A 14,350-nucleotide genomic window follows, 5' to 3' on the forward strand; every position below is an offset into this window, starting at 1 on the left:
AAGTAGGCAGGAAACTAGTCCTGCCTACACGGGATGATTACTACTAGAGTAACCTCCTTTGGTAGCTTTAAACTAATATTTTTTTTTCAAAGAACTCTTGGTTTTTTACACAGCACCTTGGCGGTGAAAATCTAGCCCCTTTTGGATAAAGGTCATTAACCATAAATGTTTCTTCATAAATCCCAAACTACTTCGCGTCATGTATAACTCGTATGGGACTTCATGAGTATGGATAATACCACGGAACTGCAGATCAGACCTTTACTTCCGGAGGACCTTCCGTTCTTCAGGGAGATGTTTTATACCTCCCTTTTCGTGGCTCCGGCTGAAGCACCTTTTCCCCGATCCATTATCGACCAGCCACATCTGGCTCGATATTACCTGGATTGGGGCGGAAAAAAGGACCTGGGCTGGGTGGCAGAAATGGACCATCGGCCCGTTGGAGCAGTCTGGAGCCGTTTTTTTCCCGCATCGGATGCCGGGTATGGTTTTGTAGAAGAAGATGCACCGGAGATCGGTATTGCCCTGCTGCCAGCCTATCGGGGCCGGGGTATTGGAACGGCCTTACTCACGAAGCTGATGAGTGAATTGCAAAAATGGGGCGTACCCGCCGTTTCCCTGAGTGTGGATAAAAGGAACCGGGCCATGCAACTGTATCGAAAACTCGGCTTTCGTACTGTTCGGGAAGACGGCAATGCGGTGGTCATGTACAAGCCATTGCTCCGCAAACACAGTAAATGAATATTGCCGTACGGCGCAAATAGGACCGCCAGAGGAGCGAGCACTGATTAGCGATATAAGGTAAAGACCCGGATCGACTGATCCGGAGGGGTCTTTCTCACCATCAGGCATCCGACAACTCTGGCGGTTAGTTTGATGATCAGGCCAAAGTGAAATCCGGTAATTTGATGATCTCACCGCCCTTCAGGGCCGATTCGTGCGCCAGAATACCCACACAGGTAATATTGGCGGACTGCACAGCATTCGGATAAGGAGAACGTCCCGTCACCAGGGCATCCAGAAATTCGTGCACCAGATGCGGGTGTGAGCCTCCGTGACCGGCTCCCTGCGTAAAGGAGAGGTGCTGATTGTCATCCGAATCGTAAACCCCACCGGTCGTGAACGGCTGGATCTCTTCCGGCAACAGGTGCGCGTAATCCGGGCACTCTACCCGCTGGGGAATATCGGGTTCCGGACGTTTGGCGGTATGCACCACCAGCGGATTGCCTTCCACCAACGGCCATTCCACCGCTTTTTTGGAACCGTACACTTCAAAGCTTTCCCGGTACTGGCGGGCCACATCGAAGAGTGAACGGTAGATGTGTGCACTTAGATCTGAATCCTTGAATTTAATGTGGGTCGTTTCTACGGCGAACGGGGAATTGTAGTGATGGTGCAGCTCTTCGCGGATGGTTCCCGAACCGAAGCAGGAAACATATTCGGCTTCCGCCCGCGTCAGACCCAGTACGGGGCCCACACAGTGCGTGGCGTAGTGCATGGGCGGCAGTCCCGGCCAGTAATTGGGCCAACCGTCCATATCCTGCTGGTGACTGGCTTTCAGGAACTGGACCTTACCCAGTTCACCGGATTCGTACAGCTCTTTCATGAACAGGAACTCCCGGGCGTACACCACGGTCTCCATCATCATGTAGGTCAGGCCGGTCTCCTGGGTCAGCTTCACGATCTCTTCGCATTCCTCTACGGAAGTGGCCATCGGAACGGTACAGGCGACGTGTTTGCCGGCCTTCAGCGCCTTGATGGATTGTTCTCCGTGATTGGGAATGGGAGTGTTGATGTGTACCGCATCCACATTCGGATCTTTCAGTAATTCATCGTAGGAAGTATATCTTTTTTCAATCCCATATTGATCACCGACCTCATTCAGGGCCGAAGTGGTGCGCTGGCAGATCGCGTACATATTGGCATTCGGATGTCGCTGGTAAATGGGAATGAATTCCGCACCAAAACCGAGTCCGATAATCGCTATGTTAAATTTCTTTTCACTCATAGGTAGGTTATTGGTTTTTATGTGATAAAGGAAACCGCAAAAACGAGCCGGAAGCGTGTTGTTCCCCCGGTGGGAAAAGGCCGGCTCCGGGCGTTTCGCTTTACCCGGTCAATTTTAGTTAAAAAGTTGTTTTAAAAATTGGAGGCCATCCGAAGCAAAATCGTCCTGATTGTCCGCCAGGTTTTTCCAGATGCAGACGGCACCCGCCAACTCCTTGATCTCCGGCGTAAAACTTTCAATGGAAATAGTACCCCGGTAGTTGATCTTTTCGAGCCCGCTTTTGAGCGCTCCCCAGGGCGTAAGCCCCGTACCGGGTGTGCCCCGGTAGTTTTCGGATACCTGTACATGGATCAGTTTATCACCGGCGGTCAGGAAGGCCTGCTCGATATCCCGCTCTTCGATTGTCATATGGAAACTGTCCAGCAGGATCTTGGCGGCCGGATGGTTGATGTCCCGCACCAGCCGGGCTACATCCTCGGCAGTATTGACCATATCCGATTCAAAACGGTTAAGCGGCTCCAGGGCAACGGAAAGTTCCCGGGAAGCGGCAATTTCACAGACTTTGTAAAGGTTGTTCACGGCGAGGTCCCACTCTTGCTTGCGTTGTTCGGGAGATACCATGCGGGCTTTTCCCACAGCCGAATACATTGGGCCGGCGAGAAACTTTGCCCCCAGTTCGTTACACAGTTCAAAGCACTCCTGGATATAGTCAAAGCACTGTTGGTGTACACCGGGATCTTCATTCGTCAGATCGCGGCTCGGGCCGAACGCCCCGCAGACAATTCCACGGAGGCCGTGGTCCGCCAGCGCCTGTTTGATCAATTTGTTGTCAATAAGTCCCGGATCTTCCACCGGGATCTCTACCGCATCGTAACCCATACTTTTGATCTTCGGAAACAACCCAATGGTGTCATTGGTAAAAGGAGAAGTCCAAAGCCAGGTGCTTACGGCAAAAGAAAGCGAATCGTTCATTGTTTTATTTTAGATTTTGGGTATGAGGGGGCAGGTGTCAGGGGCGAGGTGTCAGGTGTGGGAGGTGTCAGGTGTGAGGAGAGAGGGGCGAGGTGTCAGGGGTGTAGCTTATTCTGACTCCTGCCCCCTGACACCTGACACCTGACTCCTGACCCCTCACTCCTGACACCTCCTCACTCCCCATCAAATAGCATCACCCGCCACCACTTTCATCACGCCGTTCATAATCCGCCAGTGGCCGGGGAACGTACAGACAAAAGGATAGTCCCCGGGTTTATCGGGAGCTTTGAAGGTAAGGGTTACCGTTTCGTTCGGGTTGACCAAACGGGTATTGTGCAGGACCTGCGGGATCTGCGGGACATAATTCTGTTCCGAACCTTTAGGGTCTGCCGCCAGTTTGTCCGCCGCTGCACCGATAACTTCCAGCGTACCCGCCTGACCGATGATGAGGTTGTGCTGCATAAAGTCGTCGTTCTTGAACACGATCTCGATCATTTCGCCGGCTTTGACGGTAATTTCTTTGGTGTCGTACTTCATTTCGTTTTTGATCACGCCGAGTTCGATCTTACGGGCGTCACCGGTCATGGTAGCCGCAACGGCATCCGGATCGAAGTTGTCCCAGTAAGATTTAACCAGGACTTCCGCCAGACTGGACTCTCCGAACAGGTTCCGGCCGGAGGTGCGGGTGATCTTGGTAACTTTGTATTTCCAGGTTTCCGGAAGTGCTTTCTTTTCGTCGCCGGACTGATAGACAAAATTTTCCTTATCGGCGCGGAAACCGCCACCGCCGCGTTCATCTTCCAGGCGGATGGCAATGGTATTAGCGCCGGCCTGGAGCAGGCTGGAGGATACCTTATATTCCCTTTCCTTGCGCCAGTCACCTTCCGTAGCGCCCACCCGGGTACCGTTCACCCAGGTCTCATCGGAATCATCAATTGCTCCCAGCAGCAGAGTGATACCGCGGCCCGCTTCTTCGGCCGTAAGTTCCAGTTTGGTCCGGAACCACACTTCACCGTCGATCTCTACGCCGGCCTGCTCGATGAACTGCGGCAATTTCATTTCTTTCCAGGAGGAATCGTCCAGATCAGTCACTTCCAGGTTGGCCGGTTCGTCGTCATTTTCACCGTAATTCGGATGGTCTTCCAAAAAGGCGGAAATGAATCCGGCCTGGTGTTTGCCGGCAGCCACGTAAACCGCTTGCGAGAGATAGGGATCTTTGGCGACCGCATCCCGCTGGCTGACCTTATACAGTGATTTCCCTACGGATCCGTTAGCATCCTGCTTGCTCAGGGCCAGCATAATGGCGGATTGCACACCGGGATCACTTTCATTAGCCAGTTCGGCATCCAGTTGATCCATTTTCAGGAGATCGTTTTTATCCAGGATCTGGATCGCAGCCCGGCGCACGGCCGGATCGCTGTTTTGCAGCGCGGCGACTACCGCTTCTTTAACGTTATCCCGATCGATGATCTCCAGACCGTCGAGGATCCACAGGGCGTGCAGCCCCGATTTGTTCTTATTGGATTTGATGATCGAAAGCAGTTCCGGTACAACATCTTCTTTGCCTCTTTCCACCAGCAGGCGCTGGGCCGTCATGCGCCAGAACTGATTGTCAGATTGAAGAGCCGTGAGCAGTTCATCCCCGCTGTTCTTATCTACAGACTCGATTTCTCCCGCAGGATTGCCTTTATAGACCACCCGCCAGATCCGGCCGTGGGATTTGTCGCGCAGCGGATTGACGTGGGCATTACCGTCGCCGTTCTCTCCTTCAAAGCCACCGCGTTCCGGGGTAGGAGTGGGGTTGTGCTGAACGATGAAATTGTACCAGTCGGCTACCCAGACCTGTCCGTCGGGACCCACCTTGGCTTCCACCGGAGAGGACCATTCGTCGGCGCTGGCGAACAGGTTCCAGCCGTCTTTTTCTGCAAAACCGGCACCGTCTCTTTCGATCACCGCGGAATGTACGAGGCCACCGGTAGGCTCACAGACAAAAGCGATCTTATTCCAGAATTTTTCCGGATAATTGCGAGCCGTATAAAAATGATGCCCGGCCGCTGCAGTGAACCCGCCGAAAACGTCTACCTGGCGGTAGTTCATCGTAATCGGGTGCATGGCGTAGTGTCCGTCAATCTTCATACTGCCGCCGGCCGGTATACCTTTCACCTCATCCAGATAGCTGTCCGCTACGTTGAGGTAAACGCTGTGGGTATTGTTGGCCGTGGAGGCGAATACATCGTTATCTTCCGTAAAACCAAGTCCCCAGGTATTGTTACTGGTATTGGTCAGTTTTTCCATATCGTCAAAATCCCGGGAAATGCGGTAGATACTCTGGCGGAATTGGAAAGTCTTGTCACCGACCGTGCCTTCGTAACCGGAGTACCCGACAACCCCCCAGATCTTATTATCGAAACCGTACAACAGATTGGACGGCCCGGCGTGTGTATCAAAGGTGCCCCAGCCTTCCATTACGATCTCGCGGGTATCGGCTTTATCGTCCCCGTTATCATCCTTGAGGAAGATGAAGTAGGGCGCCTGGGCAACGAGTACGCCACCGTTGACGAACACGAGGCTGGTCGCTATATTCAGCTGATCGGCAAAAATGGTGAATTTATCCGCCTTGCCGTCTCCGTCGGTATCTTCACAGATCTTGATCCGGTCGTCACCCACCGTGCGATCTTCCCGCACCGTGTTCGGATAATCTACCGTTTCGATCACCCACAGCCGGCCTTTTTCATCCCAGGTCATGGAAATGGGATTGATCACATCCGGTTCAGCGGCGAAGAGTTCCAGACTGAACCCGGGAGGTACCTGGGTCAGTTTCGCGGAAGCTTCCGGTGATAGCGGTGCCTGAAGTTGGGGGGCGGGATCCCGTTTTTCGTAATTCGGGATCGGACCCGCTCCGGCCTGGTATTCCAGCGTCGGCATATCTTGATGGTAGGTTTCCCAGAGACCTTTGACCCGGTCGCCGACGGCCCAGAGAATACCCTCTTTAACCAGCTTCTGGAAACCGGGATTGTTCCAGGTCCGTTCGTCGTGTCCGTAGGCGGTGTAGAATACCCGGCCGTCACCGTGTGTACGCGTCCAGGTCCACGGCTCGCTTTCGCCGTTTTCCTCGCGCACCATCAGCAACTCGCGGTCATCGTTGTGCTTGTCGTGTACGTAGGTTTCATCCCAGGTGGAGAAGGTGTCCAGTTCCATCGTGATCGGATGCTCGGCATTGACGATCGTGGTGGTGAACACACCCGTGCCGTGTTCTTTAAACTGAGCGCCGACCAGTTCCACGAATTCTTCCGAATTGCGGAAGCAGTAACTGGCACAGTGCAGGGGAATGAATCCCTTGCCGCTCTCTATGAAGTTGAACAGGCCTTCTTCCTGTTCCGGACTGATCTCGTCGTGATTGGCGTAGAGGATGATCCCGTCGTATTTGGCGAGTTCCTCTTCATCCGCCAGTACGTCCGTATCATCGGTGTAGTTGATGTTGATGGCGTCTTTGGCCAGGGCAGACGCCAGAATGGGCGCATAGGCCGCACTGTTGTGATGCTGCTGATCGTGCCCCAGAAACAATATCTCTATCTTTCGGGGAGCAGTATCGTCCGAAACGGTCGTTTTGCTCTGACATCCAACCAGTAAGATCAGAATGAATAGAATTATTGGAAGGGAGGTTTGTTGCATGGTTTTTTGTTTTGTACTAACAGCAAAGTTCAGAATTATATTTTTAATCTACTGACTGAATTTTACCTATCACTGACTGTATTTTGTCATTTATTTCTATTTTTACAGGGATATGATGGTAAATTTGTGGTTAGTGAAATACACCTTCTTCCTGAGGTAAAAACCTGAATGCCCGGCAATCAGGGTAGGGCTGTTCAGTTCCCAAATTATTGATTATAAAAAATGGCAATAGCAATTTCAATAAGTCAAAATCTGGCGAAAAGGTCAAAATCGGAGCAGAAAGCTGCCTTTTGCTTGCTATTGCTATTGTGCTTGACATTGTAATTGAAAAATTCGCATTGCGTTTTTATAGAACTGAACAGCCCTGCGGCAATCAGGGGGTAAACACCGGAAGAGATTGCTTTTCCAATCGGACCCGCTGCGGAGGACACGCGCCATCATTTCGGCGGTATTTTAGCGAACGAACAGTTTATGAAAACAGCACTACAGAAATCCCCCATTCCCGCAACCCAGGCATTCATCGCCCGTCGGCTGGATGATCCCTATTTTGATCCCAACTGGCATTTTCATCCGGAGTACCAGTTGTTCGTCGTGCTCGAAGGGACGGGAACCCGTTTTGTGGGGGACAGTATTGAACGATTCCGGCCGGGAGATCTGGTCTTTACCGGTCCCAACCTGCCGCACCTCTGGCGGAGTGATCAGGAGTATTTCGTCGGCAACAGCAATCTCCGGGCGCGCGGGGTCGTCATTTATTTTCACGATAATTTTTTGGGTAGCGCGCTGCTGGAAAAAAACGAAGCTTTCAGTCTCCGGCAATTAATGACCAAAGCGACCAAAGGGCTGAAGATCCTCGGAGAAACCTCCCGGCGGATCCGGCAGATGATGAACGGCATACTGGGATTACAGGATTTTGAATCGGTGATCAAGTTAATGGAGATCCTGCATTTGCTTTCCCAGTCTACGGAATATGATCTGCTGTCCAGCGACGGATACAGCAACACCCTGAAGCGCTCGGATACCGACCGGATGAATCGCGTACACGATCACATCATGGCGCATTTTCAGCAGCGGATCAAACTCGAAGAAGTGGCGGCGCTGGCCTATATGACCCCGTCTTCATTCAGTCGCTATTTCAAATCGCATACCAACAAGACCTTTTCCCAGTTTCTCAGTGAGATCCGGATCGGGCACGCCAGCAAGCTGTTGATCGAAAAGGAGATGAGCGTTGCCGAGGCCTGCTTTAAAAGCGGGTTTTACACGCTGTCCAATTTCAACCGGCAATTTAAGTCTATTCACGGCCTGAGCCCTACCGAATATAAACAGGCTTATTTACAACTATAATCCTTAGTTTTGCGGCATGGAAACGAAAACAAAAGACGAACCTTTTCGCTTCCGGCAGTTTGCCGTTGAGCAGGATCGCTGCAGTATGAAAGTAGGGACCGATGGCGTGTTGCTGGGGGCCTGGGCGGAAGTTAATGAAGCCCGGCACATACTGGATATCGGGATGGGGTCCGGCCTGATCGCGATCATGCTGGCCCAACGCAATGAAACGGCCCGGATAGACGGGGTAGAGATCGATCAGCCTTCTTTTGAACAGGCCGGCACCAACATGGCCCGATCTCCCTGGAGCGAGCGACTGGAGGCTTTTCATACTTCCATCCAGGATTTCGCCCAGGCAACGACTACCCGTTACGATCTCATCGTTAGTAATCCTCCCTTCTTTACCGGGGGCAACCTTTCCTACAACCAGGATCGCAACTCCGTACGGCATACCGTTAAACTGCCGCATCAGGACCTCCTGTCGGCGGTGCGGAAATTGCTGAACGAACGGGGTCACTTTGCGGTGATCCTGCCCTACATCGAAGGTCTGCGATTCTGCGAGCTGGCGGCGACCTACCAGTTGTACTGTTTCCGGATGACTGAAGTGCAGTCACGGGCCGATAGACCCGTTGAACGCCTGCTGCTGGAGTTCGGCCGGACAAAACAGGACCGACTCGTCGAACAGCTCGTTCTTCAGGCAAACGAAGACCAGGAGCGCACCGCAGCTTACCGGGCGCTGACCGAAGACTTCTATCTCTGATTGTTGGGAAAAGCGAAAATGAAAAACGGGAAGTTATGTTGAATAACTTCCCGTTTTTAATCGTCAACTAACCACGGTTGCGTTGTGTTCTCTGAGAATTTTTAATGCCAGATCTAAAATGGTGGTGTCCTGTAGGTTTACGATGCCACCGTTGGGTCCGGATTGATAATGCTTTCCGGTAAGATCACCCTCGTTGAATTTGTTGGCACCGAAATAATTTCTTACGGTTTGCTCGGTAATGTTTAGCTCTTTGGCGATTCGACCGACGCTGCCGGTCGGGAGGCGGTGTTTGATGTTCCGTAGCTCATTGAAAGTAATATTCATAAGCACTCTATTTGGTTAAGAAATAGCCTTAAGTGATAGCCCTACTAATTTACACGCTTTCCCGGTTTAATCAAAAATTAAACCTAAAAAAGTGAATAAAATTTCGATGATAAAGATCATTGACAACTATAAATTTGGGTAAACCGTGTTAGGGTGAAATTAATGTGTGAATATTACTGCTTTTGCCAACTGTGATGGGGCTAAATTGGGAGAAGGGAAACACCTCTGGGCGCGAGCCGGACGACCGTTGAAAATTTTACAAAAAACTTGCTGTTTGGATGACTACCGGCGGCAGAAATGAGGAGTAGGAACGGGGTCTATAAACACAAAGCCCGCCCGATATACCGGGCAGGCTTTGTACTGCTTAAGCAAGAGGGCGGATACCCGCTAGAACCTCGCAGAAACACCGACGAGGGCGTTCAGACCGAAGGTAGGATAATCCTGCCAGCGCTGTCGCCGGTTATTGGCCAGGTTGTTGATCTGGACGAAACCTCCGATATTTTTGGTAAAGTAATATTCCGCCCCGACGCTCACATCGAACAGCGCGTTGAGGTTGTCGGCCATGCCTTCCCGGTTCAGGAAAGGCACACCGTTCTCCAGGAAGAATTCGCCCGTAAACCGCAGGTTTTGATCCGGCGTGGTGTACCGGGCCGTTGCGTTGACGGAAAGCGTGGGCAGATGCCAGGCTTTTTCTTCCCGCTGGGGCGAAAAGATACTCTGACTGATGGAACCGATCAGCTCGAAACCTTTGAAGATCGGAGCGGACAATGATGCCTTGAACAGGAATACGTCGACCGAGTCGTACACCGGATTGAAACGAACGATGGAATCCATCGGGTCACTTAGTACAAACAGCGCGAGGTCCTCGGCGGTCTTGTAACCCAGCTGAGCGTTGTAGTCCACGCCTTTGAAGTTCCCTTTTATCCCGCCGTAGAAGTGGTAATAGCGCGTATTTTCCAGTTGGACCTTCGATTCGATAAAGGGGTTGTAATCACTCAGACTGCGGAAGGTGTTCTTCTGAAGATCACCACCGGCCCCGATGTAAGCTCCGATCAGACCTTCGATGATATTGACACTGGCTTCGATATCGGGAAAGAAAGAAAAGTTGTCTTCGTGCGAAACGATATTGGCTCCTACTTTTACCTTGAAACGATCGGCGTGGTACGTATAGCTTGGTTGCAGATAGAAGTTATTCAGGGTCTGCTTTTCGGAATTTTTGAAGCTGGTGAAATCAGTGATCAGTTTCAACTGCAGCGGATCCGAATTATTGAACCACTTCATAGCGTTCAGCGTCAGCTTCAGCCCGTTTTCCCGGGAGGCATAGTTGTCACGCATCAGATAGGTCTCTACGCCGGCAAAATAGTTGAAATCCGCTTCCGTACGCTCCCCGTTAAAAATAGAGGCGCTGGCATCAATGATATTGAACCGCTGCTTGATCTCTTCGGCTTCGAAACTGATCGGTGTCCGACTGGTATCGAGCTGCTCGTTCAGCTCATTATAGCCGTAAAAATAAAGGGCATCGCGATTGTATTTGAGTTTACCGTTGACCGCAAAACCCTGATCAAAGTAATAGGTACCGTCGATGCCGCCGTTGGTCTCGCTAAAGCGCTGGTTCTCTACTTTCTTGCTGTTGTTGGCGGCAAAATGCCGGGCGTAGAGTCCCAGGTCCAGATTTTTGACGGAAGTCACATAGTAGGAACCCTCCCCGTAAAATGCATTGGGCAGACCGACGCCGGCTTTCAGAAAACCGTTGTAGGATTCGGGCAGACCGTCGCGGCTCATCGCCAGCGGGCGGATCTTGGGCGGCAGGTATTCCACCTCCAGGGTTTTATTGAGCGCCGAATAAGTCTGCAGGCGGGTAATGGTATCCAGTGGGGGTAATTCGGGACGGATGTTGATCTTATCGGTTTCCAGCAGACGGGCATCAAAACTTTTGATAACATCTACCTCACCACCGGGTAAGTCCTGGGCCTGGGCCGTTTGCAGTGCACCGAGTGCAAAGATCAAAAGGGCTAGTGGCCGGTATATTGAATTGATATTCATCTTGAGATTTGTGGTTAGCTGTTTATTAAATAGGCAAAGTGCAAAAGGGGAGCGGCCCGCAGCAGGGAACTTTAAGCGCCCTACTCCGGGCTCTACGCCACCTTAGTTTCCGCCTTCTTCCAACATTTCCAGCCGGTTCGGGTCACTCGGTGCCTGCAGCCTGCTGGAGTTGTTCAGTTGTTGGTTGATCTGGTTGAGTTTCGTCTGAGCGATCGTGATCAGTTCCTGATCTTCGCGGTAGTTCTCCAGGAGCGCTTCCAGCGCCGCCCGGGCGTTGTACAGGTCACCCTGTTCGGCCAGGATATCGGAGAGCAGGATCACACTCTTTGCTACCCAGTACGGATACGCCGAACTTTCCTTGTTGGCGTTCAGGGTCAGTTCGCGAGCCCGGGCCAGATCGCGCTTCAGATAGTAGATGTAGGCGATGAGGTAGCGGGCTTCGGCGGTTTGCTCGTTGTCGCTGTTACGTACCACGGAGTTGAGCGAGTTTAGCGCCCCGTCGTAATCGCGGCGATCAAAAGCGATCTTACCCAGATAGAAATTGGCGGTAGCCTTTTGCTGTTGGGAGGCATTCGGACTATTGGCCACTTTACCGGCCAGGGTGTACACCGCCTGGGTGTTATTGGTGCGGTAGGCCGATCGCAGTGCACCCAACTGCGCTTCAAAGCGCGTATCGGGGTCTTGTGCGGCCAGTTCCAGTTGTTGGTACAGCTGGTAGGACTTATCAAAATTCAGTTCGTGGTTGTAGGCGATAATGGCGGCTTTTTCCAGCGCTTTCACGTAGAAACGGCTGGGGCCGCGGGCCGCTACGAATTCGTAATCGCGCAGCGCTTCGGAATACTGCTTCAACACACTGTAAGACTCCCCGCGGTGGTAAGTAGCGGTAAGGGTATACCGGCCGTTGGGGAATTTGCGCAGGTACTCCGTGTAGCCCTGAATGGCCCGCTGGTAGTTCGCATTTTCAAATTGCGATTCGGCGGCCAGGAAGTTGATGGAGTCCTTAGCCATATTGTCCACCTTGTAGCCGGGTACTGTTTCGAGGAAAGAGAAATAGTCATCCGCCCGGCCGAGGTCATCGATATAGATCTCTTCCAGCGCGGCCAGCGCCAGATTGGCTTCACCCGGTTCCGGATTATTGCTGAAGATCTGCTTGTAGTAATTGATGGCGGTTTCCAGGTTGCCCTGGTTGTAACTGATCAGACCGAGTTGCAGCAGGGCCTGGTTGATCAGCGGCGAGGTATTGCGGTACTCCGTTACGAGTCTCTGCAGCGGAGCGGCTGCCTTACTCAACTGGCCGATCTCCTGGTAGGTGATCCCCAGTTGCAGCAGCGCGTCATCCGCGTATTCGGAATTGGAAAACTCCTGCGGGATACGCTCCAGCGCCAGGATCTTTTCGGTATTTCTTCCCTGCAGCCCTTCGATGATCGCCTTCTGGTAGATGGCGTAAACAAAACCGGCGTAGCGGCGGTTGATCGCTTCGTCGTAATAGCGCAGGGCCTGGGCGTACTGGTTGCGTTTGAAGTAGGCGTCACCGGAACGGAGGGTAGCGTCGCCCAGCAACTGGGTCTTGACATCGGGGTTCCCGATAAAGCTCTGGTTGCGCCGGATGCCGTTGACCGTCTCTTCGAAAAAGCCCAGCGCGGCGGTATAGTTCTCCTGTTTGAGATAGTTGTAGCCCTGGATGTAGTTTCCGGTGAAGATCGACGCCTCATCCGGCAGGTTATTCATCGTTTTGGCTACGGTCAGGAACTGGTTCATATCCCGAATACTGGAGGGATAATCTCCTTCGCGGTGAGCGATATCGCCCATCCAGTAGATGGCCAGCGCTTTGGTGCGCAGATCAACCGGGTATTGCTGAGATTTCTGAAAGTGCAGTTTGGCTTCTTCGTACTGGCCTTCCTGCATCAGTTGCAGCCCGCGCAGGTAGGCGACCTTCTGGTAGCTTTCCTGTACCTGCGGGGTTTTATTTTGCATTCTTTCCAGAATGTCCAGGGCCAGTTTATAATCGCGGTAGGTCAGCAGGATCTCACTCATGAGGGACTGGGCTTCGAGGTAGTAACGCGAAGCCGGGGTGAAGTCCTGCAGAGCGGTCACCGCTTCCCGCGGATCCTTCAGTTCGTAGGAAAGTTTGGCGTAGTTCCAGTTGGCCTCTTCCTGCAGTTCGGGGTCGTAGTTCATCCGCTTGACGTTACCGAATGCGGCCCGGGCCGAACGGCGGTCTCCGAGCTGCAGATAGCAGATAGCCATATAGTAATTGGCGGATTGCCCCATCTTGGAATCGACCGTGGCGAGCTCGGAAAAAGCACGCGCAGCGCCTTCAAAGTCTCCCGTCTGATAGAGGGCAAATCCCAGCTGGAACCATTCCTCTTCCCGCAGTTTGCCACTGCGATCGGCGTAGTACTGCAGATAGGGCAGGGCCCGCTCGTAGTTGCCGGTCTCGAAATAAGACTGGCCGATCAGTTGCTGGATCTCTTTGGCATTGCGCAGGCGGGAGTCGGACAGTCGCGGTTCCGCGTACGAGATCAACTCGCTGAACCGGCGCTCGGCAAAATAGATCTGAGCCAGATAGTAGGGAATGTAGGAACGGTACTTCCTTGATTTTTCCACGATGCGGAACTGCCGGATGGCCTCGTCGTAATTGCCCTCGTAAAAAAAGCAAAGCCCCAGGTAGTAGTTGGTGGGGTAGTAGTACTCGTTCTCAAAATCTTTGACCTGATTGAAGTTAGCCTTGGCCTTTTCAAATTCCTTTTGTACAAAAAAGGCATACCCCATGCGGAAGCGCACTTCCGACTTCTGTTCCTTGGTCATCCCCAGCGTGGGTACCTGGGAAAAGTAGTCGACCGCCTGTTCGTATTTGCCGGCATTGTAGTAGTAGTTGGCAATCTCGATCAGGGCGTCGTTGGCAATGGGGTCCGGCCGGTATTTCCGGATGAAGTCCAGAATAAGTTTTTCTCCGTCGGGCGCGTCGGATTGCACGGCGGCTTTGGCGTAGTTGAATTCCGCCTTGGTCATTAGTAGTTCCGCCCGTGCTTCGTTGACCGGTCTTAGTTTATCGATCGTTTTCTGGAATTCGGTTTGGGCCTGTTCGAATAGCCCCTGCTCCATAAAGACTTCTCCCCGCTTGAACGCCTCGTTCGCCTCCGTGTAAACGGTAGTCGATTGCGCTATCAAACTGAAGTTACATAGAAGGGCTGCGAATAGTGACAGCAACTGTCTTGTTCTCATGAGTATCTGGTTGTTGGACTGTCCAG

At 52.4% G+C, this 14,350-nt stretch carries 9 protein-coding genes; 3 read left to right on the plus strand and 6 right to left on the minus strand.

Annotation, left to right across the window (positions count from 1 at the left end; all coding sequences use genetic code 11):
• Positions 1-222: 222 nt before the first annotated feature.
• The gene (locus tag CRP01_RS35235) at positions 223-741 is read left to right on the plus strand and encodes a GNAT family N-acetyltransferase (protein ID WP_099154793.1); all 519 of its coding nucleotides are present in this window, start codon (positions 223-225) and stop codon (positions 739-741) included.
• Positions 742-880: 139 nt separating this feature from the next.
• Here CRP01_RS35235 and CRP01_RS35240 read toward each other — a convergent pair whose 3' ends face one another.
• From CRP01_RS35240 to CRP01_RS35250, 3 genes are all read right to left on the minus strand, one after another.
• A complete protein-coding gene (locus tag CRP01_RS35240) occupies positions 881-2,008 on the minus strand; it encodes a Gfo/Idh/MocA family protein (RefSeq protein WP_099154794.1) in 1,128 nt (375 codons plus the stop codon).
• A gap of 114 nt (positions 2,009-2,122) precedes the next feature.
• Positions 2,123-2,980: a sugar phosphate isomerase/epimerase family protein gene (locus CRP01_RS35245; protein ID WP_099154795.1), complete on the minus strand. Its 858-nt coding sequence runs from the start codon at positions 2,978-2,980 to the stop codon at positions 2,123-2,125.
• Positions 2,981-3,163: 183 nt separating this feature from the next.
• Entirely contained in the window at positions 3,164-6,652 is a 3,489-nt protein-coding gene (locus CRP01_RS35250; protein WP_099154796.1) for a PVC-type heme-binding CxxCH protein, read from the minus strand.
• A 471-nt stretch (positions 6,653-7,123) separates the two neighbouring features.
• On the opposite strand from CRP01_RS35250, the gene CRP01_RS35260 reads away from it, so the two are divergent.
• Positions 7,124-7,993 (plus strand): AraC family transcriptional regulator, encoded by an 870-nt coding sequence (locus tag CRP01_RS35260; RefSeq protein ID WP_099154798.1) that lies wholly within the window; start codon positions 7,124-7,126, stop codon positions 7,991-7,993.
• A gap of 16 nt (positions 7,994-8,009) precedes the next feature.
• Positions 8,010-8,732, plus strand: coding sequence for a tRNA1(Val) (adenine(37)-N6)-methyltransferase (locus CRP01_RS35265; RefSeq protein ID WP_099154799.1), 723 nt, complete (start codon positions 8,010-8,012; stop codon positions 8,730-8,732).
• Between the two features lie 63 nt (positions 8,733-8,795).
• On the opposite strand, the gene CRP01_RS35270 is transcribed toward CRP01_RS35265, so the two are convergent.
• The 3 genes from CRP01_RS35270 to CRP01_RS35280 form a co-directional block, all read right to left on the minus strand.
• Entirely contained in the window at positions 8,796-9,056 is a 261-nt protein-coding gene (locus CRP01_RS35270) for a DNA-binding protein (protein WP_099154800.1), read from the minus strand.
• Positions 9,057-9,443: 387 nt separating this feature from the next.
• Positions 9,444-11,099: a hypothetical protein gene (locus CRP01_RS35275; RefSeq protein WP_099154801.1), complete on the minus strand. Its 1,656-nt coding sequence runs from the start codon at positions 11,097-11,099 to the stop codon at positions 9,444-9,446.
• A 102-nt stretch (positions 11,100-11,201) separates the two neighbouring features.
• Positions 11,202-14,324, minus strand: coding sequence for a tetratricopeptide repeat protein (locus CRP01_RS35280; RefSeq protein WP_099154802.1), 3,123 nt, complete (start codon positions 14,322-14,324; stop codon positions 11,202-11,204).
• Between the last annotated feature and the right edge of the window lie 26 nt (positions 14,325-14,350).

Source organism: Flavilitoribacter nigricans DSM 23189 = NBRC 102662 (assembly GCF_002646595.1).
Taxonomy (GTDB): domain Bacteria; phylum Bacteroidota; class Bacteroidia; order Chitinophagales; family Saprospiraceae; genus Flavilitoribacter; species Flavilitoribacter nigricans.

What these genes read in the sequence shown, in the direction of transcription:
- CRP01_RS35260 (WP_099154798.1), top strand. Translation starts at nt 7,124, where the DNA reads ATGAAAACAGCACTACAGAAATCCCCCATTCCCGCAACCCAGGCATTC.
- CRP01_RS35270 (WP_099154800.1), bottom strand. Translation starts at nt 9,056, where the DNA reads ATGAATATTACTTTCAATGAGCTACGGAACATCAAACACCGCCTCCCG.
- CRP01_RS35265 (WP_099154799.1), top strand. Translation starts at nt 8,010, where the DNA reads ATGGAAACGAAAACAAAAGACGAACCTTTTCGCTTCCGGCAGTTTGCC.
- CRP01_RS35245 (WP_099154795.1), bottom strand. Translation starts at nt 2,980, where the DNA reads ATGAACGATTCGCTTTCTTTTGCCGTAAGCACCTGGCTTTGGACTTCT.
- CRP01_RS35235 (WP_099154793.1), top strand. Translation starts at nt 223, where the DNA reads ATGAGTATGGATAATACCACGGAACTGCAGATCAGACCTTTACTTCCG.
- CRP01_RS35240 (WP_099154794.1), bottom strand. Translation starts at nt 2,008, where the DNA reads ATGAGTGAAAAGAAATTTAACATAGCGATTATCGGACTCGGTTTTGGT.
- CRP01_RS35250 (WP_099154796.1), bottom strand. Translation starts at nt 6,652, where the DNA reads ATGCAACAAACCTCCCTTCCAATAATTCTATTCATTCTGATCTTACTG.
- CRP01_RS35280 (WP_099154802.1), bottom strand. Translation starts at nt 14,324, where the DNA reads ATGAGAACAAGACAGTTGCTGTCACTATTCGCAGCCCTTCTATGTAAC.
- CRP01_RS35275 (WP_099154801.1), bottom strand. Translation starts at nt 11,099, where the DNA reads ATGAATATCAATTCAATATACCGGCCACTAGCCCTTTTGATCTTTGCA.